Source organism: Brevundimonas basaltis (assembly GCF_014202075.1).
GTDB lineage: Bacteria > Pseudomonadota > Alphaproteobacteria > Caulobacterales > Caulobacteraceae > Brevundimonas > Brevundimonas basaltis.
In genome coordinates, this window is record NZ_JACHFZ010000003.1 from 173,066 (window position 1) to 193,581 (window position 20,516).

Consider the following 20,516-nt stretch of genomic DNA (forward strand, 5'->3'; position numbering starts at 1 on the left):
TCGCGGGTTGGCTCCTTGTACGTCTGTAACTGCAACGGTCTTCGCAAGCGTGACGTCGCCTCGGCCATCGAGGCGGGCGCGACGCGGCCGCGCGACGTGTTCCTGCGCCACCAGTGCGCGGCGCAATGCGCCAAATGCGTCTGCGAAATGCGCGAGATGATCCAGGAAAGCCGTCAGGCCTTCGCCCTCGCTGCTGAGTAGCATTCGCAGTCCTTGCTGCGGGCGATTTTTACTCGCAATTTCAATGTAGTGATAAGTGTTCGCAAGTGAACACAAGGTGTTCGCGCGTGGTATGAAGGGGTTCTCCCCGCGGCGATTCCAACGGTCTTGCCGCCCGACTTGAGGACACGGCCATGAAGGGCGACCCCGCGATCATCCGGACGCTGAACGCGATCCTGACCAACGAACTGACGGCGGTGAACCAGTATTTCCTGCACGCCCGGATGTTCGAGAGCTGGGGGCTGAAACACCTCGGCCAGATCATCTACGACGAGTCGATCGGCGAGATGAAACACGCCGACATGCTGATCAAGCGCATCCTGTTCCTCGACGGCCTGCCCAATCTGCAAGATCTGCACAAGCTGAAGATCGGCGAGAGCGCGATCGAATGCCTCGGCGCCGATCTGGCCCTGGAAATGGACTCGCGCACCGTGGTCGTCGCCGCCGTGGCCCAGTTCGAGACGGCCAAGGACTATGTCAGCCGCGATCTGGTGATGCGCATCCTCGGCGACACCGAGGAGCACATCGACTTCCTCGAGGCGCAGCAGAAGCTGATCGAACAGCTGGGCGAGCAGAACTATCTGCAGTCGGCCATGACCGAGATCGCCCCGGACAAGAGCGCGACGGGGAACTAGAAGCCGCTAGCCAGCATACCGCCCGTGTTGAAAAGCGCATGGGTCGCCGCGATGAGGACGATGGAACCTGTCCGGAGCCAAATCACGCCGAGGAACAGACCCGTCAGGGTCTGGATCAGAAACTGCGGCGCATATTCGTGGGCGATCAGTTGAATCATCGTCCAATCGCCCGCCGCGACAGATTGCGCCATTTCCCCGGGGACATGCGTCAAACCGAATGCGACGCTGGACAGAAACACGGCTTGTAGCCGCGATCCGGTCCGGTCCAGGAGCGCCGTCAGCAACAGAACCCGGAAGATAACCTCTTCAGCGGTCGCACCGACGATCACGGCGCCTAGGCTGACGATCACGCTTTCGTCCCATGGAATCCTCGATGCGGCCGGGGCGGCGGAGAAGGCCGCGTAGCTCCAGGCAGCGGCGACGCAGATCGCGACCACCCCAAACAGCAACAGCTTGAGCGGCCCGGGACGGCTTAACCGAGTGGGCCAGATCACCCATTTGAACTGCAGGAACGCCGCCGGCACCAGGGTCCAGGCCAGGAGGGAGGTCGCCCACGCGGCGCCAACGTCAAAGAGGCCCAGTCCGGCGAGGATCGAGCCGGCAGCCAGCATTACCGCTACGCCCGCGACGATCATCCACCCGATGGGGCGGACCTGATCCCGGCGGTTCGTGCTCCAGTAGATGACAGAGCCGCCGGTTGCGACGCGCAGGGCCAGAAACAGCACGCCGAACACGACGACCGTCACGGCAAACATTGCAACATAGATCGTACCCGCGAACGCCGGATCGACGACGCCCGGCCGGGACACGAGGGTCCACCACGTCAATGCCACGAGGGCTGCGGGCAACGTTTGCGTCAGTCTGCGCGACGTCATTGGCGTCTCTGGATGTCTCGACCACGAATCGTAGCCACGATTCTGCGCAACCGGGAATAGATTTGTGCGCACCCGTCACCAATGGACGCGCGAGTCGGATTTTTGTGTCGTGAAGACGTCTGGCAGGCGAACGCTCAAATTCCGACGGAACCGCACCTATCCCTTCCCATTGTCTCCAAACAGGACAGGAGCCGACCATGACCGACATCGACGAGCTTGTGGACGACGCGCGCGACGCCGCGACCGGCTTTCTGAATGCGAAAGGCCGTCACCCTGGGCATGTGCTGCTGGGGGTCGGACTGACCGTCGGGTTTGCGCTGGTGGCGACGGTGTTCGCTACGCGGACCCTGTCTCCGACCCGCGACCGACCGGATGACGATGATGCGCCGGTGACGGAGCGGCCGCGCGGGCCGCTGAGCCTGATCCTGCCGGCGGTGTTCTCGGTGACGACCCTGTCGGCGGTGCGGGTGTGGAACGCCCCGCCCGCTCGTGAGCGGACGGTGGCGATGACGCTGTGGGCCGGGGCCCAGGCGCTGAACGCCGTGTGGATCGCCCTGCGGCCGGCCGGGCGGGCGCTACAGATCGCGGCGGCGATGTCGTCGGCGGGCATGGCGGCGGCCTTCGCCCACGAGGCGCGCAAGATCGACACCCGGGCCGGCAAGATGGCCTCGCCCATGGGCGGCGGGGTGCGGATCGCCAACAAGGTGCAGGACAAGGCCGAGGACATGCCGACGGTGCACTGAGCGCCGCGCCTTGCCGGATGAGACGGCTTCCTCTAGGACGCCCCGTCGCGCGCGCCGTCAGGGCTGCGCCCAAACCCTTCCGAGACTGCGATGAAAATCAACGGCAACACCATCAAGCCCGGCATGGTCCTGCAAGTGAACGGCGGCCTGTGGGTCGTCACCAAGGCCAGCCACGTCAAGCCGGGCAAGGGCGGCGCCTTCGCCAACGTCGAGGCCAAGAACCTCGAGACCGGCAACAAGCTGAACGAACGCTTCCGGTCGGAGGACAAGGTCGAGCGGGTGACGCTGGAGCAGCGCGACTACAGCTATCTGTACGACGGCGGCGACACCCTGGTGTTCATGAACGACGAGAACTACGAGCAGATCGAACTGCAGAAGGACTGGGTCGGCGACGACCGCATCCCCTATCTGCAGGAGGGCATGAAGGTGGTCATCGAAAGCCACGAGGAGCGCCCGATCGGCCTGTCGCTGCCCGACCAGGTGACGCTGGAGGTTGTCGAGACCGAGCCGACGGTGAAGGGCCAGACCGCCTCGTCGTCCTACAAGCCGGCCATCGCCAACAATGGCGTCCGCATCATGATCCCGCCCTATATGGGCGTCGGCGAGAAGATCGTCGTCGACACCACCACCGGCGAATACGTCCGCCGCGCTGATTAGGGTGTGGGGTGCAGGGTTTGGGGTGTAGGGAGAACTGGCCCTCGCCTATCCGCCCTCGTCTCATCTCCACACCCTACACCCTACATCCCACCCCCCACCCCACGCCCCACACCCAAAGTTTCCATGGCCCTCGCCTCCGCCCTGCTGCAAGTGATGATGGATGCGGTTCGCAAGACCGCCCGGCCGATGCTGCGCGACTTCGGCGAGGTGTCGCAACTGCAGGTGTCGCGCAAGGGGCCCGGCGACTTCGTCACCGCCGCCGACATCAAGGCCGAGGACACCCTCTACGAACTGCTGATGAAGGCGCGGCCGGGCTACGGCTTCCTGGGTGAAGAACGCGGCCTGATCGAGGGCACTGACAAGTCGCATATGTGGATCGTCGATCCGATCGACGGCACCACCAACTTCATGCACGCCATGCCGCATTTCGCCATCACGGTGGGCCTGCAGCGGACCGCGCCGGACGGCCATACCGAGATCGTCGCAGGGGTGACCTACAACCCGGTCATGAATGAGTTGTTCTGGGCCGAAAAGGGCAAGGGCTGCTATCTGAACGACCAGCGCATCCGCGTCGCCGGACGGCGCGACCTGTCGGAGAGCCTGATCGCCACGGGGCTGCCGTTCATCGGCAAGACGGGCCATGCGCAGGCCATCAAGGACATCCATGCGGTCGGCCAGCGGGTGGCCGGCATCCGCCGGCTGGGCTCGGCGGCGCTGGACTTCGCCTGGGTCGCGGCGGGGCGGTACGACGCCTATTACGAGCGCAATCTGCAGCCGTGGGACGTGGCGGCGGGCATCCTGTTCGTCACCGAGGCGGGCGGGATCGTCACCACCATCGACGAGGACGGCGACCCGATGGGCGGCAAGCAGATACTCGCGGCCAACACGGACATCCACGGGCAGCTGCGGAAAGTGCTGCGGGGGTAGCGCCGCGGTTGTCATCCCGGCCGCAGCGAAGCGGAGAGCCGGGACGGTCTGCCTGCAAACCCCACCCTCCCGGAAGACGCGTCAGCGGCTATCTGGGAGACAGGTCAGGATCAGCGTGGGGGCCACCTGTCGCCCGGACAATCGCGCTGCGATTTCCGGGCAGTTTCTCGTGTTCGCAACCACCGTCCCGGATCGCCTGCGGCGTCCGGGATGACAAGGGGCTGAGTCCCTGCCCTAGCCGCTGATCATGCCGAAGTCCGCGACCCGGCCCATGACGGCGCGGACCTGACCGAGCAGTTTCAGGCGGTTGTCGCGTTCGGCGGCGATGTCGGAGTTGACCATCACCGCCGTGAAGAAGGCGTCGACCGGGGCGCGCAGGGCGGCCAGCGCGCGCATGGCGGCGGCGAAGTCCTCGGTCTGGAGGGCGGCGTCGACGGCCGCGGCGGCGGTCGACACCGCGGCGATCAGGGCGGTCTCCTCGGCCGGGGCGCCGGTCAGGGCGACGGGCTCTCCGGCGGGCAGCGGGCCCTTCTTCTCCTCGGCGCGCAGGATGTTGGAGGCGCGCTTGTAGCCGGCCAGCAGATTGGCCCCGTCGTCGGTGGCGAGGAAGGCGTCGAGCGCCTCGACCCGCCGCACGATGCGGACGAGGTCGTCGTCGCCGAGCGCGAAGACGGCGTCGACGAGGTCGTGGCGCTTGCCCTGATCGCGGAGGAGGACCTTCAGGCGGTCGGCGAAGAAGGCGAGGAGTTGCTCCGAGAAAAGCTCTGGACCGGGCATGGCCAAGAGAAGATGCTTCTGGATGTCAGAGAGTCCTTCCTCGGAATAGCAGCCGCCATAGATCGAGGGCTCCTCGTCCTGAATGAACCAGACTTGTTCGGCAGGGAGGCTGGATTTCTCGATCTCAGCGACGTCGAAGGCCATCTCGAAATCGCGACCGGGTCCCGCGAAGTCTTTGCTTGACCAAACACTTTCGATTTGAAGCGGCCCAACCGCGACCACAGCACAAGCTCGCCGCTGACTGCCCCAAATCATGATCTCGGACTGCGCACGTTTGACGAGGCTCTTCAGCGGCACCCGCACGTCATTCTCCAGCACCAGCCGGATCACCCCCAGCGCCGCGCGGCGCAGGGCGAACGGGTCCTTCGAACCCGTCGGCTTTTCGTCGATGGCGAAAAAGCCGACGAGGGTGTCGAGCTTGTCGGCGAGGGCGACGACGACCGTCAGGGGGGCGGTCGGGACGGTGTCGGCGGGGCCCTGCGGCCTGTAATGGTCGCGGACGGCGTCGGCGATGACGTCGCCATGGCCCCCCTCCCCCGCTTCGCGGGTACTCCCCCCAGCGGGGGGAGACTGTGTGGGCGGATGTCCCCCCGCCGGGGGGACCGAAGCCGGCGCAGCCGGGTTCGAGGGGGGCATGGCGCGGGCATAGTAGCCACCCATCACACCCTGCAGTTCCGGAAACTCCCCGACCATGCCGCTGGCGAGGTCGGCCTTGGCCAGACGGGCGGCCCGTTCGGCCTCGTCGGCGTCGGCGCCGACGAGGGGGGCGATCTCGCGGGCGAGGGCGGCGATGCGGTCGACGCGTTCGGCGAGGGTTCCGAGCTTGGCGTGGAAGGTGACGCCCTTGAGCTTGTCGTTCCAGACGTCGAAGCCGGTCTTGAGGTCCTCGTCCCAGAAGAAGCGGGCGTCGTTCAGGCGGGCCGAGAGGACGCGGCTGTTGCCGGCGGCGAGCGCCTTGCCGCCGTCCGAGGCCTCTACATTGGCGACGACGACGAAATGGGGGGCGAGGCGGTGGGTGGCCGGGTCCCGGACGGCGAAGTATTTCTGGTGCACCTTCATCGACAACTGGACCACCTCGGGCGGCAGGTCGAGGAACTGGGGGTCCATGTCGCCGAGGATGGGCGTCGGCCATTCGGCCAGGCCGGCGACCTCGTCGAGCAGGCCGTCGTCGTCGACGAGGGCGAGGCCGCGGTCGGCGCAGACCTTCTGCGCCGCCTCGAGGATGCGCAGTTTGCGGTCGGCGACGTCGAGGAGGACGTAGTGGTCCTCGAGCTTCTTGCGGTAGTCGGCGAAGTCGCGGACGGCGAAGGGCTTGCCGGAGCCGAGGAAGCGGTGGCCCTCGGTGACGTCGCCGAAGACCACGCCGTCGATCTCGAATGGGACCACATGGCCGTCGAACAGGGCCACGATCCGCTTCAGCGGTCGGACCCAGCGCAGCGTGCCCGAGCCCCAGCGCATCGACTTGGGCCACGGGAAGGCGCGGACGATCCCATCGACCATGTCGGGGATCAGATCGGCGGTGGGCTGGCCCTTGCTGCTGATCACGGCGAACAGCACGCCATCGCGCTCGACCAGCTGGTCGCGGGTCAGGCCGGTCTTGCGCAGGAAGCCGTCCAGCGCCTGTTCCGGGGCGGAGGTCTTCGGGCCCTTGAGCTCTTCCTCGCGGTCGGGCGTGGCGGCGGGCAGACCCTCGACGACCAGGGTCAGACGGCGCGGCCCGGCGAAGGTGGTCAGGGATTCGTACGATAGCCCGGCGGCCTTTAGCCGGTCGGCGGCCATACGCTCGAAATCGCGCGCGGCGCCCGCCTGCATGCGGGCGGGGATTTCTTCAGAGAAGAGTTCGAGGAGGAGCTGGGGCATCAGGCGCGCTCCCTTTCCCGTTCGACCCAATCCGTCGCGCAGGCCTTACACAGGTCCCTGATGCGGCCGATGTAGCTCTGGCGTTCGGCGACGGCGATGGCGCCGCGGGCGTCCATCAGGTTGAACAGGTGGCTGGCTTTCAGGACCTGATCGTAGGCGGGCAGGACCAAGGCCTGGTCCTGCGGGCCCTTCATCGCGAGGAAGCGTTCGACCTCGGCCACCATGTCCTCGAAGCGGCGTTTCAGGCCGTCGACGTCATAGCCGTGGAAATTGGCCTCGGACTGCTGGCGCTCGTTCTCGAGGAAGACCTCGCCGTAGGTCAGGCCCTCCCTGGTGAACTTGAGGTCGTAAACATTGTCGACGCCCTGGACGTACATGGCCAGACGCTCCAGCCCGTAGGTCAGTTCGCCCGAGACGACGTCGACCTCGATGCCGCCGACGCCCTGGAAATAGGTGAACTGGGTCACCTCCATGCCGTCGCACCAGACCTCCCAGCCCAGGCCCCAGGCCCCGACGGTGGGGTTCTCCCAGTCGTCCTCGACGAAGCGGATGTCGTGCAGTTTCGGATCGATGCCGATGGCCGCCAGCGAGCCGAGATACAGCTCCTGAAGGTTGTCCGGGTTGGGCTTCAGAATGACCTGGAATTGGTAATAGTGCTGGAGGCGGTTGGGGTTTTCGCCATAGCGGCCGTCGCCGGGGCGGCGGCTGGGCTGGACATAGGCGGCCTTCCACGGACGCGGGCCGAGGGCGCGCAGGACCGTGGCGGGGTGCAGGGTGCCGGCGCCGACCTCGATGTCATAGGGCTGGAGAATGGCGCAGCCCTGATCGCCCCAGTATTTCTGGAGCGTCAGGATGAGGTCCTGGAAGGCGAGCGGTTCGGTGGTCACAGCGGGCATTTTGTCCGGGGAGAGAAGGCGGCGGACCCTAGACGGGCGGCCCATTTGCGGCAAGGCGAGGCCATACGCTTCCTTAAGCGCGGCCGGGGTATCCAGCGGCCATGAAGCAGATCGACCAGATGCGTCGGCGGGCCGCACGCTATCTCGCCGTGGAGGCGGTGGAAATCGCGCCGGCGAAGGGCGTGTTCTCGCTGAGCTTCGACGACTTTCCGGCCACGGCCTGGACCGAGGCGGGGCCGGTGCTGGCGGCGCATGGGGTCAGGGCGACCTACTATGTCTGCGGCGGCCTGGCGGGCGGCCTGAACATGGATCGGGACCAGTACCGGGTCGAGCACCTGCAGGCGTTGCACGCGGCGGGGCATGAGGTCGGCTGCCACACCTTCGGGCACACGAGCGCGCTGCGGATGGACCGGGAGGCCCTGCGGCTGAGTCTGGACGCCAATGCGGCCTGGGTCAGCGAGCGGCTGGACGGGTATCGGATGACCACCTTCGCCTGGCCGTTCGGGGACGCGACGGTCGGGGCCAAGGGGGTGGTGCGCCAGCGGTTCGCGATGGCGCGGGGCGTGCGCGACGGGGTGAACGGCGGACGGGAGGATCGGGCGCTGATCAAGAGCATCGGGCTGGAGCGCCGACGGCTGCCCGGCTACGACCTCGAGGCCCTGATGGTCGAGGCCGCGGAACGGCGCGGCTGGCTGACGGCCTATGGCCACGATGTGAACGACCGGCCGACGGATTACGGCTGCACGCCCGACGATCTGGACCGGGTGCTGCGGCTGGCGAAGGCAGCCGGGCTGGAGGTGCTGCCGGTGAGCGAGGGGTGGGGGGTGGTCACCCACAATCCGCTCATCCCGGCGAAAGCCGGGACCCAGTTCTGTCCAGCTTGACGCAGGCGTTCCAGGACGAGCGGGTGCGGATCACGGCTCCGCTGCATCACCCAAAGCACTGGGTCCCGGCTTTCGCCGGGATGAGCGGAGATAAAATCAGGCCGCCTCGCTCAACCCCTGCGCCTTCCGCGCATCGGCCCATTTGATCAGCGCGGCCCTCGGCCAGGCGACGATCCACGAGCGGGCGGTGTATTCGCCCTTCTCGATCAGAGCGGCGCGGGTCGGGGAGCTGGCGCCCGCGCGCTGGGTGTGAATCTCGCCGGGGCCCTGATGGACCATGAAGGCGCCGTGCTTCAGCGGGTTCACGCGCAGGTAGGCGAGGCGCGGGCTGATGGTTTCCAGCGGCGGGTCATAGAACCAGCTGGAGCCGAGCATGCCGGCCATCTCGGGGCGGCGCTTGAGGATTTCGGCGGCCGTAGCCCAGGCGCGGTCCCAGCCGGCCTCGTTGAAATCGCCGAGTTCGCGGCTCTCGGTGTGCACCTCCAGCCATGGCTTCCAGGCCTGGGCGGCGGCGTAGGCGGGGATGACCGACCAGCCCCAGCCCTCGCGGGCGTGGCGCAGAATCTGACCCGGCCCCATGGGCGAGCTGAGGTCGATCATCTGGGTGCGGGCGCCGGGCACGCTGAGCACCAGCGAAATGCGCACGTCCTTGGCCCAGAAGTCGCGGTCGTAGGGATCGGCGGCGGCGGTGAGGAAGTCGGCGAGACGGCCGATCCATTCGGGATAGAGCTCGAGCGAAGCCTGCGGCAGGTCGGCGGCGGGGACCCGGGCCGGCATCTCCAGCGCCCAGAGGGCGACCAGGGCGCGGCGGTGATCATCGGTCAGGGCGGGGCCGAAGGCGGCTTGCAGCGCCTCTTCGGCGCGGTGGGCCGGCTGATCGAAATCCCAGTGCGGGGCGGAGGCGGCGGCCGCGTCGGCGGCGGCGTCCTTGAGCCCGTGAAGACGGGCGCGGTCCTCGGGCGGAACCCGGGCCAGCACGGCCTCGAAGGCGGCGATCTGAGCGGCGGTCAGGATGTCCATGCCGCGACGATACACGCCAGCGGTTGGCCGACCGTTAAAGCCTAGCCGACACGAAAAAGGCGGCGGGCCGGAGCCCGCCGCCTTCATCAGAAGCCTGGATCACCTATTCCGGCGTCGAGGCGCGGGAGGGCATGCCCGCGGCCGGCTCGTCGCCGTCCTTGACGTGGGTGGTGGGCGGCGGCGTGTCATCGGTCGCCTCGACCGCATCGCCCTGGGCGGCGGCGTTCGGGTCCAGCAGGCGATCGATGACGTAGATGCCGCCGTTGGCCGCGTCGATGGCCGGATCGGTGACGGTGGCGCTGTCGATCATGATCGCCTCGCCGGTGCCATCGATGTCGACCTCAAGGCCGCCGGCGGTGGCGATCGGGCCGCGCGCGCCGATGATCTGGTCCGGGCGCAGATCGGCGACCAGCACATGATAGAGCATCAGGTTACGCAATTCCTGGAGGTTGGCCGGGTCAAGCAGTCGCGCGCGCTCGGCCTCGGGCAGGGCCGCGAAGACTTCGTCCGTCGGGGCGAAGATGGTGATGCGGTCGCGCGTGGCGAGGGTCTCGGTCAGCTGGGCCTGGTCGAAGGCCTGCAGCAGGGTGGCGAAGCGGCCATGCGCCTTCAGCACCTCGATCACGTTCTCGGTCGAGATCGGCGGCAGGGCGGACGCGGCGGCGTCAGCCGCGGGCGCGGCCGGGGCCGGAGCGGTCTGGGCCATGGCGACCGGCGCGGTCAGCAGAGCAGTGGCGGTGACAGCCGTCAGCAGTTTGGTACGAAGCATAAGTATCCCCTTTGGATTTGATTTTGGCGCGAGGCTTGGTTGCACGCAGCCGTGTCGATGAAAAATGTCACGAAACAAGCCGCGACACCCTCCTGAGTTCCATATTGGCGCCAGCATGCGGCGAAACAGTCCGCACAGCGAGGTCATCTCAAGACGATTCCGGGACGACCTGCACAATACCGGCAATATGTGGCCATAAAGCTTGGCGCGGCCGTTACTAACCCAGATTCGTCGGCGTTATCCACCACCGGGGACGATTTGTCGCCAGTCGGCCGCCGGCGGCGGCGGCCGCACGCGGGGTGTCGAACAGGGCGAAAACGGTGGCCCCCGAGCCCGACATGCGGACCAGCCGGGCTCCCGGAAGGCTCGCCGCGGCGGCGAGGGCGTCGCCGATGGCGGGGGCGCGGGCGACGGCGGCGTCCTGCAGATCGTTCCTCTGCGCCGCGAGCCAGTCGATCACCGTCGCGGCCCGCCAGTCGTGGGGCGGCGCCGGTCGGTCGACGGCGCCGGGCGGCCCGGCGTCATAGGCGCGATAGACCTCGCCGGTCGGGGAGGCGACGCCCGGATTGATCAACAGGGCGGGCAGCGTGGGCAGGCGCGGCTCGGGCGTCAGCCGCCCTCCCCGGCCCTCGGCCCAGGCCGTGCGGGCATGCAGGCACATGGGGCCGTCGGCGCCGATGTGGGCGGCGATATCGGCCAGGGCGTCGTCGGTCAGGGCGAGGTCGAGCAGGTCGCGGGCCAGCTTCAGCGCCGCGCCGGCGTCGGACGAGCCGCCGCCCAGGCCCGCGGCGATCGGCAGGCGTTTGTCCAGGGTGACGGCCAGCGGCGGTTCGCCGATCCCGGCCGCCTCGCCCAGGGCACGCAGGGCGCGCAGGATCAGATTGTCGCCCGTCCCACCCAATCCGGCGGCGAAGCGACCGTCGACGGTCAGGGACAGGCGTCCAGCGGGCTGGACCGTGACGCGGTCGCCGACATCGGCGAAGGCGACCAGGCTGGCCAGCGGATGATAGCCGTCGGTATCGACCGGACCGACGTGGAGGAACAGATTGACCTTGGCCGGGGCGAGGGCCGTTCGCGTGGCCATGCCTCAGGGCTGGCTGCCGGTGACCGGCGGCGCAAGCAGGCCGCGGGTCAGCTTCTGCTCGACCTCGGCGCGGCGGTCGGGCTCGGGTTCAAGGGTCAGCACCCGGTTCCACTGCCAGCCGGCCTCGCGGAGACGGCCGACGCGCCAGTAGGCGTCGCCGAGGTGGTCGTTGATCTCGGCGTTGGCGGGCTGTTTGGCCACCGCCTCCTCGAGGGTTTCGACCGCGCTTTCGTATTGGCCGCGACGGTACTGGGCCCAGCCCAGAGAGTCCTGGATATTGGCGTCGCGCGGATCGGCGGCGAAGGCGCGGGCGATCATCTCGGCGCCCTGTTCGACGCGACGACCGCTGTCGACCCACAGATAGCCCAGGTGGTTGAGCAGTTGCGGGCTGTCGGGCGCCATCTGCAGGGCGGCCCAGAGCTCTGCCTCGGCCTCCTCGATCCGGCCGAGCTGTTCGAGGGCGCGGCCCCGCTCGAAGCGCAGCTCGGCGGACTGATCGGCGGTGTTGACGTTGGGGCGGTTGAGGACCGCCAGAGCCTCGCCGAACCGTCCCAGATTGGAGTACTGCCGGGCCAGCAGGCCGGCGACGACCCCTTCGTTGGGCGCAGCGGCGTCGGCGCGAATGAAGGCTTCCAGCGCCTCCTGGTCACGCTCCTCGCTGACGAGGTTGACGCCGAGGCCGAGCTGGGCGGCGGCGTAAACGATCGGATTGGCGGTGCTCACCCGGGCGAAGGCGGCGCGCGCGGCGTTGTCCTCGTGCGACTCGTCGAGGCTCTCCGCCAGCCGGAGCAGAATGGTGTCGTCAGGGTGGAGGGCGGCGGCGAGGTGCAGGTAGATGGCCGACAGCTGATGGATGTCGACCTGGCTGGTTTCCATGGCCGCGAAGGAGAGCGCGTCGGCGGCGATCTGGCGGATGGTCGGCGCGGCGGGAGCCCGCCCGCCCGCGCGCAGACGGCGGATAGCGGCGAGGGCGCGCGGATCCGGCGCCTCCCCGGCCAACGCGGCGGCGTAGACCTCCAGCGCCTCATCCCTGCGGCCCTGCCGTTCGAGAAAGGCGCCGTACTGGAGCCGGAACAGGCGCGCGCCGTCGTTCGAGGCCAGCACGGCCTGATATTCGGCGTCCGCCTCGGCCGAACGGTCGCGGGCCTCCAGGAACTGGGCCCGCTGGGCGCGCAGGATCAGGCCGGCGGTCTGGGTGACCGGGGCCTCCACCGGTTGCAGGGCGGCGTCCCAATCGCCCCCGGCGGCGGCAACCGCCGGAGCCAGATAGCTCGACACGGGGCCGTAGGGATCGGAGAAGGACTCCGCCCGCAGCAGGGACAGGGCCGCCCGGCCATCGCCGTCGCGCAGGTTCTGAACCACCATGGCGAGGCGCCCGGCGCCGGCGAACAGGGGCGTCTCCGCGACGAAGGGCGCCAACCGCACTACGGCGTCGAGATCGCCGGAGAACAGGCTGGCGAGAAAGGCTTCGCCGCCCAGCTGCGGCTGTTCCGGCGTCAGGGCCTGGCTGCGGGCCAGCAGCTCGGCCCCCACGGCCTGCTGGCCCCGGAGGCTGGCGACGCGACCGGACAGATAGAGGCCGTAGGCGGACTGTCCGTCGGCGGTGAACGGCGCTGGCGACCAGACCTCGGGGATCGGCGGGGCGGCGGCTTCAGCAACGGGCGCAGGATCTTCAGTCGAGACCACCGCCGGCGGCATGAGGTCTTCCGGCGGGATCGCATCAAGCCCCGGCACGGGAACAACGACCGGCAAGCCATCCCTCAGGGGGGGATCGATGACGATAGGCGCGTCCTGGGCCGCGGCGGGCGCGGCGAAGGCCAGCACGGCGCAGCCGGAGAGGAGCAGGCGAAGGGACGAGAGGCGCATGACCGGAGCCTTCCCGCTTTATGCGGCGGCGGCAAGGCCTCTCGCCTTCGAGGCTGTCACATATTCGGGTAGTTGGGGCCGCCGCCGCCCTCGGGCGTGGTCCAGACGATGTTCTGCGACGGATCCTTGATGTCGCAGGTTTTGCAGTGGACGCAGTTCTGGGCGTTGATGACGAAACGCGGGTCGGTCTTCGCCGCCTCGTCACCATAAACCACTTCATAGACGCCGGCCGGGCAGTATAGACGCGCCGGCTCGCCATATTTCGGCAGGTTGACCTGGATCGGGATCGCCGGGTCGAGCAGCTTCAGATGCGCCGGCTGCTCCTCGGCATGGTTGGTGTTGGAGACGAAGACCGAGGACAGCTTGTCGAACGACAGCACGCCGTCCGGTTTGGGATAGGCGATCGGCTTGTGCTTCGAGGCCGGCTCGGTCGAGGCGGCGTCGGTCTTCCTGTGCTTCAGCGTCCCGAACAGTGAGAAGCCGCCGGTCAGGGTCTGGAACCACATATCGAACAGGCCGAGCGCGCCGCCGAGGCTGGTGCCGAACCGGGTCAGCAGCGGCTTGGCGTTACGCACCCGCTTGAGCTCCTGATAGACCCAGCTCGATTCGTAGGCGGCCTGGTATTCGATCAATTCGTCCCCTGCCCGCCCGGCGATGACGGCGTCATAGGCGGCGTCGGCGGCGAGCATGCCGGTCTTCATGGCGTTGTGGCTGCCCTTGATGCGCGGCACGTTCACGAAGCCGGCGGAGCAGCCGATCAGGGCGCCGCCCGGGAAGGCCAGTTTCGGCACCGACTGGAAGCCGCCCTCGGTGATGGCCCGCGCGCCATAGGAGATGCGGGTTCCACCTTCGAGGTGTTCAGCGATCGAGGGGTGGTGCTTGAAGCGCTGGAACTCGTCAAAGGGCGACAGGAAGGGGTTCTTGTAGTTCAGGTGCACGACGTAGCCGATGGCCACGTAGCGGTCGCCGAAATGGTACATGAAGCTGCCGCCGCCGGTGAATTCGTCGAGCGGCCAGCCGGTGGTGTGCTGGGCCAGGCCGGGCTGGTGCTTCTCGGCCGGGACCTGCCACAGCTCCTTGAGACCGATGCCGAATTTCTGCGGCTCGGCCGCGTCGCACAGGTTGTGGCGGGCCATGATGGTCTTGGCCAGCGAGCCGCGCACGCCCTCGGCGATGAAGACGTATTTTCCGTGCAGCTCGATGCCGGGCTGGAAGTCGCCGGTCGGCTTGCCGTGACGGTCGATGCCGAAGACGCCGGCGACGACGCCCTTCACCCGGCCGGTCGGCTCATCCCAGACGACGTGGCTGGCGGCCATGCCGGGATAGACCTCGACTCCCAGCGCCTCGGCCTGTTCGCCCAGCCAGCGCGCGATATTGCCGAGGGAAGCGATGTAGCAGCCGTCGTTGTGCATCATCGGCGGCAGGGCGAACATCGGCAGGCTGATCTCGCCCATCGGCCCGAGGACCATGAAGCGGTCCTTCGTCACTGGCGTCTCAAGCGGCGCGCCGCGTTCCTTCCAGTCGGGGAAGAGTTCGCTCAAAGCCCGCGGGTCGATGACCGCGCCGGACAGGATGTGGCCGCCGATCTCGGCCGACTTCTCGAGCACGGCGACCGAGATGTCCTTGCCGTCCTTCTCGGCCCGCTGCTTGAGCCGGATGGCCGAGGCAAGCCCGGCCGGACCGCCGCCGACGATGACGACATCGTACTCCATCACCTCGCGCTGGACCCCGGCCAGGGCCTCGGCGGGCGGCAGGTTGTCGATCACGGCTTCCTGCCAGGCGTTCGTCGCGCCGCCCTCGATAGCGTCTTCGGCCATGGCTGATTTCCTCGTCGCAAGCAGGGTCTTGTGGTTTTCCGCTTATCGGAAGGTGACGCAAGGGTGGTCAAGGACTATCCCTGTTCCGACCCGCCCATGACGCCACAGAACCTCGACGCCGCCGCGACCGAAAGCCTGCTCGCCTTCTGGCGCGACGCGGGGGTCGACGCCTGTTTTGGCGACGCCCCGGTCGACCGGACGCATGTCGAACCGCCTCCGGCGGTGAAGGCTGTCGCGAAGGCGACGGCGGCGGTGACCCCCCTGGTGGACGCTGCGGACGCAATCTCCCAGGCGAGACGGCTGGCGGCCGGAGCTGAGACGCTGGAAGCGCTCGGTCAGGCGATCGCGAAATTCGAGGGCTGCCCGCTGCGCGGGTTGGGCGCACGGCAATCAGTGTTCGCGCGCGGCAATCCGGAGGCGGAGGTGATGTTGATCGGAGAGGGACCGGGCGGGGAGGAGGATGCACGCGGGCAGCCGTTCGTCGGCAAGGCCGGCCAGTTGCTGGACCGGATGCTGGCCGAGGCGGGGCTGGAAGGCCGTGTATTCATCACCAACACCGTGTTCTGGCGGCCGCCCGGCAACCGCACCCCGACCCCGGCGGAGCAGGCGGTATGCGCGCCCTTCGTCGAGCGGGCCTTCGCCCTGCTCAAGCCGAAGGCGGTGCTGCTGGTCGGGGCGGCGGCGTCTAAGGCGGTGCTGGGTGTGGACGAGGGCATCATGAAGTTGAGGGGCCAGTGGCGCGAGTGGCGGCTGCCCGAGGGCGGAGTGTCGGCCCCGGCCCTGCCGACCCTGCACCCGGCCTTCCTGCTGCGCCAGCCGATGGCCAAGCGGCAGGCCTGGGCGGATGTGCTGTCGCTGGCGGCCCGGCTGGACGAAGGCGGCGACCATTAACCCGTCCGACTCAAAACTGCCCCAAAAGGGGTAAATCCTTGACATGGGCCGGGGCGAATGGCGCCTTTGCGGCCTGACGACCGAACGAACAGCGCCGTGTGGATCGAGTCGAGACGATCCGTCTGACGCTCTAAGGGGGGCCGCCGTAGTGCCGTTTTCTTTCCGCCGCGTAGTTTCCGCGTCGACGACCGTCCTGGCGTTCGCCCTGTGCCTGGGCGCCGCCATCCCTGCGAACGCCGAAGAGGATGAGCGCCGCGGCGGCGTGTCGGCTCTGAGCGCGGCCGATCGCCTGAGCTACACAACCGCCTTCGACGCCCTGCGCCGGGGCGACCTGGAGGCGGCGCGCGCTTCGGCGCGGCAGGCGCAGGACCGGGTATTGCTGGGTCAGGTCGAGTTCGAGCGTCTGTTCCATGCCGATTATTCGGCGACCTACGAGGAACTCGCGGCGTGGCTGGAGGAGTATTCCGACCTGCCGGTGGCGCCGCGTGCCTATAACCTGGCCCTGCGCCGCCGACCCGACGGGGCGCCCGAGCCGAAGCGGCCATCGAGCATCAGCGGCCGGACCTGGTCGACCGTTGTGCAGGCCGGCGGCGGGGCCTCGCCCGACGACCCGACCAAGGCGGCGCGGATCGCGCTGAACCATGACGACCTGACCGGCGCAGTCACATTGGGCGAACAGATCGGCGACTGGTGGGTGGTCGGCCTGGCCCGGTACCGGCTGGGCGAGTTCGGCAAGGCCGCGAACGCCTTCGAGCGGGTTCTGGACGATCCGACCGAAGACGGATGGATCCGCTCGGGCGCCGCCTTCTGGGCGGCCCGCAGCGCCGCGCGCTCCGGTCAGCAGGATCGCGTGCGGCCGCTGCTGCGGCAGGCCGGGATCTGGCCAGCGACCTTCTATGGCCAGATCGCCTTGCGGCAGCTTGGCGAGGAGCCGACCATAGAAAACCTGGGCCCGCGCCCCTATCAATCGGAAGCCCGGTCGCAGCGCGCCGCATGGCGCGACGACGACGTGGACGCCGAGGCGCTGAACGCCTTCATCCGCTCGGACGACCGGGCGCGCCGCACGGTGGCCTATTCAGAGGTCGGACGCAGGACCGAGGCGCGCGACGAATTGCGCACGGGTCTTCGCTCGGAGTTGACCGAACAGGGCCGCAAGCTGTGGGCGGCGCTGGGCCGGGCCCTCGGGCCCCGGGTCACCGGGGTCAGCGACGAGGCCGAGCGCATCGACGCCGACCGCTATCCGCAGCCGGTGATCGAGCCGGCCGGCGGCTTCACCATCGAGCGGTCGCTGGTCTACGCCATCGCCCGCAAGGAGACGAATTTCGATTCCCGCGCCCGGTCGGCGGTCGGGGCCTACGGCCTGATGCAGGTGATGCCGACCACAGCGGCGGAACTGGCCAACGACCGGGTTTATGTCGCGAGCCCGGACCTCCTTTATGATCCGGCGGTGAATGCGCGGCTGGGTCAGGCCTATGTCAACAAGGTGCTGGCCATGCCGGCCATCAACGGCGACCTGCTGAGGGTCGCGGCCTCCTACAACGCCGGGCCGGGGCCGATGGTCGCGGCGGTGCGGAAACTGGGCCAGGACGCCGACCCGCTGCTGCTGATCGAGTCGATCGACGTGCCGCAGGCGCGGGATTATGTGGAGAAGGTCGTGGCGGCCTACTGGATTTACCAGCGCCTCAACGGACTGCCGTTAAACACGCTGGACGCGGTGGCCTCGGGCGCGACCCTGATTCCGTTGGCGCTGGACTATGTGCCGCCGGCGGCGCCCGGGCATGCGCTTGAGATCGCCTTGGTCCCGACGGTCGGGGGCGCTCGCTAGCGGGCTACAGGCCGGCGATCAGGAGCGCCGGCAGGCAGCAGGCGATCACGATCAGAAGCCCATAGACCATCAGGCTGGGGCGACGCGGCTGGGGCTGTTCGACGGGCATCGACATGGTTGACCCTTCAACGCACAGGCGTTGGTGAGGCTCCCGGAATAGCAGCGTTGTCTTAAGGCCCGGTTCCGGTGCGCGGTTAACGCAACGCTTCCGCCGTCCATTCCAGAAAATCGGGCTGGGCCAGCAGGGTGTCGCAGTAGGCGGCGGCGGAGCCGTCATCGCCATGGGCGGCGAGGTCGATCTGGTAGTGGCGGAAACGCGTCGCGACGGGCGTGAAGAAGGCGTCCGGGACAGACCAGTCACCAAACAGATAGGGCCCTCCGGCCCCGAAGCGGCGACGCATCTCCATCCACAGGCTGATGATGCGCCGGATATCGCGCTCGACGGCCTTTCCACCCGGCGGTGGGGAGCGGTCGGCGCCGACCATGGTGTGATCCGGTCCCATGCCGCATTCGGTGCGCAGGGCCATGAAACCGCCGTGCATCTCGCAGGCGGCCGAACGGGCCAGCCAGCGGGCGTGGGCGTCGGCGGGCCAAAGCCGGACCTCGGGATAGCGTTCGGCGCACCAGACGGAGATGGCCATGGAATCCCAGATCGTCTCGCCATCGACCTTGAGCAGCGGGACGAGACGCGACGGGGAAATCTGTTCGAGCTCGGCCTGGCCGGCCTCGGAATAGATGTCGATCTCGCGCACGGTGAAGTCGGCGCGGCAGCGTTTGAGCACCAGCCAGGGGCGCAGGGACCAGGTCGAGTACAGCCGGGGGCCGATGATCAGTTCCATGGGGCGGCTCCTGTCGTTGCGGCTCACCTCGTGCCGCGCGGAGCCGGGCGATGCAAGCGGGCCGCCCGCCGACGCCTTGACTCAGGGGGGGCTTGGACCGACACCCCGCGCCCATGATCATTCGCTATTCCCGCCCCGAAGCCGTCGCCATCTGGTCGCAAGAGACCAAATACCGGATCTGGTTCGAGATCGAGGCCCATGCCGCCACCCGGATGGCCGAACTGGGCACCATCCCGGCCAGCGCCGCCGAGGCCATCTGGGCCAAGGGCAAGGACGTGGTGTTCGACGCCGACCGCATCGACGAGATCGAACGCACGACCAAGCACGACGTCATCGCCTTCCTGACCCATGTGTCGGAGATCGTCGGCGAGGAGGCCCGTTTCCTGCACCAGGGCATGACGTCGTCGGACGTGCTGGACACCTGTTTCGCGGTGCAACTGGCGCGAGCCTCGGACCTGCTGATCGAGGGTGTCGACCGGGTGCTGGCGGCGCTGGAGACGCGGGCGAAGGAGCACAAATTCACGCCCTGCGTCGGCCGCAGCCACGGCATCCACGCCGAACCGGTGACCTTCGGCCTGAAGCTGGCCGGGTATCACGCCGAGTTCCAGCGTGCGAAGCGTCGGCTGCTGACGGCGAAGGAGGAGATCGCCACCTGCGCCATCTCCGGCGCGGTCGGGACGTTCGCCAACGTCGATCCGTCGGTCGAGGCCTATGTCGCCGACAAGATGGGCCTGCAGATCGAGCCGGTCTCGACCCAGGTGATCCCGCGCGACCGGCACGCGGCCTTCTTCGCGGCGCTGGGCGTGGTGGCGTCCTCGGTTGAGCGGCTGGCGGTGGAGATCCGCCACCTGCAGCGCACCGAGGTGCTGGAGGCCGAGGAGTTTTTCGACAAGGGCCAGAAGGGCTCGTCGGCCATGCCGCACAAGCGCAACCCGATCCTGACCGAGAACCTGACCGGCCTTGCCCGGCTGGTGCGCTCGGCCGTGACGCCGGCGATGGAGAACGTCGCCCTGTGGCACGAGCGCGACATCAGCCATTCGTCGGTCGAGCGCGGCATCGGCCCGGACGCCACCATCCATCTGGACTTCGCCCTGCACCGTCTGGCCGGTGTGGTCGAGCGGCTGAACGTCTATCCGGCCAATATGGAGAAGAACCTCAACCTGCTGGGCGGGCTGGTGCATTCGCAGCGGGTCATGCTGGCCCTGACCCAGGCGGGGGTGTCCCGCGAGGACGCCTATGCCGCGGTGCAGGAGAACGCGATGAAGGTGTGGCGCGGCGAAGGCCGGTTCCTCGACTTCCTCAAGGCCGACGCGAGGGTGACCCTGCCCGAGGCCCAGCTCGAGGCCCTGTTCGATATCGGCTATCATACGAAGCACGTGGACACGGTGTTCGCGCGGGTGTTCGGGGCCGCGTGACCCGCAAGGCCGGGTTCGATCCGGTCGTCGACGCGAACACGCGGCTGCTGATTCTCGGCAGCCTGCCCGGCGACGCGTCGCTGAAGGTCGCGCAGTACTACGGGCATCCCCGTAACGCCTTCTGGCGGCTGATCGGCGGCGTGATCGGGCGCGACCTGCCTCCCTTGACCTACGACGAGCGGCTGGCGGCGTTGAAGGCGGCCGGGGTCGGGCTGTGGGACGTCATCGCCAGCGCCGAGCGTCCCGGCAGCCTGGACGCCGCGATCCGTCGGCCGGAGGCGGCAGATCTGTGTGGATTGGTCGGCAGCCTGCCGGCCTTGCGGGCGGTAGCCTTCAATGGCGGGGCGGCCGCAAGGCTGGGCCGGGCCGTGCTGGTCGACCCGCCGGCCGGGGTGTCGTTGATCGACCTGCCGTCCTCCAGCCCCGCCCATGCGCGGCCCTTCGCCGAAAAAGCGGCGGCGTGGGCCCGGCTCGGTCGCGCGTTGGGCTAGCGCCGCCCGGCGAACGCCGCGTGCGG

Annotated in this window: 19 protein-coding genes; 10 read left to right on the top strand and 9 right to left on the bottom strand. The window is 68.5% G+C overall.

All coding sequences use genetic code 11. The features are described 5' to 3' along the window. Positions 1 to 15: 15 nt before the first annotated feature. The gene (locus HNQ67_RS08315; RefSeq protein ID WP_183254322.1) at positions 16 to 201 is read left to right on the top strand and encodes a (2Fe-2S)-binding protein; all 186 of its coding nucleotides are present in this window, start codon (positions 16 to 18) and stop codon (positions 199 to 201) included. Positions 202 to 353: 152 nt separating this feature from the next. After that, positions 354 to 854 (top strand): bacterioferritin, encoded by a 501-nt coding sequence (gene bfr, locus HNQ67_RS08320; RefSeq protein WP_183254324.1) that lies wholly within the window; start codon positions 354 to 356, stop codon positions 852 to 854. Here the strand turns inward: bfr and HNQ67_RS08325 are convergent. Further along, the gene (locus tag HNQ67_RS08325) at positions 851 to 1,729 is read right to left on the bottom strand and encodes a CPBP family intramembrane glutamic endopeptidase (protein WP_183254325.1); all 879 of its coding nucleotides are present in this window, start codon (positions 1,727 to 1,729) and stop codon (positions 851 to 853) included. The two genes, bfr and HNQ67_RS08325, sit on opposite strands and share 4 nt — an antisense overlap. Positions 1,730 to 1,926: 197 nt before the next feature. Between HNQ67_RS08325 and HNQ67_RS08330 the strand changes: the two genes are divergently transcribed. From HNQ67_RS08330 to HNQ67_RS08340, 3 genes are all read left to right on the top strand, one after another. Further along, positions 1,927 to 2,472: a TspO protein gene (locus tag HNQ67_RS08330; RefSeq protein WP_183254327.1), complete on the top strand. Its 546-nt coding sequence runs from the start codon at positions 1,927 to 1,929 to the stop codon at positions 2,470 to 2,472. A gap of 90 nt (positions 2,473 to 2,562) precedes the next feature. Continuing rightward, positions 2,563 to 3,129, top strand: a complete 567-nt coding sequence (gene efp, locus HNQ67_RS08335) for an elongation factor P (RefSeq protein WP_183254329.1) — start codon at positions 2,563 to 2,565, stop codon at positions 3,127 to 3,129. Positions 3,130 to 3,252: 123 nt separating this feature from the next. After that, positions 3,253 to 4,056 (top strand): inositol monophosphatase family protein, encoded by an 804-nt coding sequence (locus HNQ67_RS08340; protein WP_183254332.1) that lies wholly within the window; start codon positions 3,253 to 3,255, stop codon positions 4,054 to 4,056. 234 nt (positions 4,057 to 4,290) lie between these two features. Here the strand turns inward: HNQ67_RS08340 and glyS are convergent, their stop codons facing one another. After that, complete coding sequence (gene glyS / locus HNQ67_RS08345; RefSeq protein WP_183254334.1) at positions 4,291 to 6,693, bottom strand: glycine--tRNA ligase subunit beta; 2,403 nt, start codon at positions 6,691 to 6,693, stop codon at positions 4,291 to 4,293. After that, a complete protein-coding gene (locus HNQ67_RS08350; RefSeq protein WP_183254336.1) occupies positions 6,693 to 7,589 on the bottom strand; it encodes a glycine--tRNA ligase subunit alpha in 897 nt (298 codons plus the stop codon). The genes glyS and HNQ67_RS08350 overlap by 1 nt, the downstream gene beginning before the upstream one ends. Before the next feature lie 101 nt (positions 7,590 to 7,690). Between HNQ67_RS08350 and HNQ67_RS08355 the strand changes: the two genes are divergently transcribed. Further along, positions 7,691 to 8,473, top strand: coding sequence for a polysaccharide deacetylase family protein (locus HNQ67_RS08355; protein WP_183254339.1), 783 nt, complete (start codon positions 7,691 to 7,693; stop codon positions 8,471 to 8,473). 96 nt (positions 8,474 to 8,569) lie between these two features. Here HNQ67_RS08355 and HNQ67_RS08360 read toward each other — a convergent pair whose 3' ends face one another. The 5 genes from HNQ67_RS08360 to HNQ67_RS08380 all read right to left on the bottom strand — a co-directional run bounded on the left by HNQ67_RS08360 (position 8,570) and on the right by HNQ67_RS08380 (position 14,924). Beyond that, entirely contained in the window at positions 8,570 to 9,493 is a 924-nt protein-coding gene (locus tag HNQ67_RS08360) for a hypothetical protein (protein ID WP_183254341.1), read from the bottom strand. Positions 9,494 to 9,596: 103 nt separating this feature from the next. Beyond that, the gene (locus HNQ67_RS08365) at positions 9,597 to 10,262 is read right to left on the bottom strand and encodes a fasciclin domain-containing protein (RefSeq protein WP_183254343.1); all 666 of its coding nucleotides are present in this window, start codon (positions 10,260 to 10,262) and stop codon (positions 9,597 to 9,599) included. A 217-nt stretch (positions 10,263 to 10,479) separates the two neighbouring features. Beyond that, positions 10,480 to 11,346 (bottom strand): 4-(cytidine 5'-diphospho)-2-C-methyl-D-erythritol kinase, encoded by an 867-nt coding sequence (locus tag HNQ67_RS08370; RefSeq protein WP_183254345.1) that lies wholly within the window; start codon positions 11,344 to 11,346, stop codon positions 10,480 to 10,482. Between the two features lie 3 nt (positions 11,347 to 11,349). After that, entirely contained in the window at positions 11,350 to 13,212 is a 1,863-nt protein-coding gene (locus HNQ67_RS08375; RefSeq protein ID WP_183254348.1) for a tetratricopeptide repeat protein, read from the bottom strand. Between the two features lie 56 nt (positions 13,213 to 13,268). Beyond that, the gene (locus HNQ67_RS08380) at positions 13,269 to 14,924 is read right to left on the bottom strand and encodes an electron transfer flavoprotein-ubiquinone oxidoreductase (RefSeq protein WP_246347530.1); all 1,656 of its coding nucleotides are present in this window, start codon (positions 14,922 to 14,924) and stop codon (positions 13,269 to 13,271) included. 201 nt (positions 14,925 to 15,125) lie between these two features. On the opposite strand from HNQ67_RS08380, the gene HNQ67_RS08385 reads away from it, so the two are divergent. Both HNQ67_RS08385 and HNQ67_RS08390 read left to right on the top strand, forming a co-directional pair. Then, positions 15,126 to 15,920: a uracil-DNA glycosylase gene (locus HNQ67_RS08385; protein WP_183254352.1), complete on the top strand. Its 795-nt coding sequence runs from the start codon at positions 15,126 to 15,128 to the stop codon at positions 15,918 to 15,920. 148 nt (positions 15,921 to 16,068) lie between these two features. Next, a complete protein-coding gene (locus tag HNQ67_RS08390) occupies positions 16,069 to 17,745 on the top strand; it encodes a lytic transglycosylase domain-containing protein (RefSeq protein WP_343054855.1) in 1,677 nt (558 codons plus the stop codon). Positions 17,746 to 17,939: 194 nt separating this feature from the next. Here the strand turns inward: HNQ67_RS08390 and HNQ67_RS08395 are convergent, their stop codons facing one another. Next, complete coding sequence (locus HNQ67_RS08395; protein ID WP_183254356.1) at positions 17,940 to 18,584, bottom strand: glutathione S-transferase; 645 nt, start codon at positions 18,582 to 18,584, stop codon at positions 17,940 to 17,942. 113 nt (positions 18,585 to 18,697) lie between these two features. Here HNQ67_RS08395 and purB point away from each other — a divergent pair, with 113 nt between their 5' ends. Continuing rightward, positions 18,698 to 19,999: an adenylosuccinate lyase gene (gene purB / locus HNQ67_RS08400; protein WP_183254358.1), complete on the top strand. Its 1,302-nt coding sequence runs from the start codon at positions 18,698 to 18,700 to the stop codon at positions 19,997 to 19,999. After that, a complete protein-coding gene (locus tag HNQ67_RS08405; RefSeq protein WP_183254359.1) occupies positions 19,996 to 20,490 on the top strand; it encodes a DNA-deoxyinosine glycosylase in 495 nt (164 codons plus the stop codon). Before purB ends, HNQ67_RS08405 begins: the two co-directional genes overlap by 4 nt. Positions 20,491 to 20,516 lie beyond the last annotated feature (26 nt).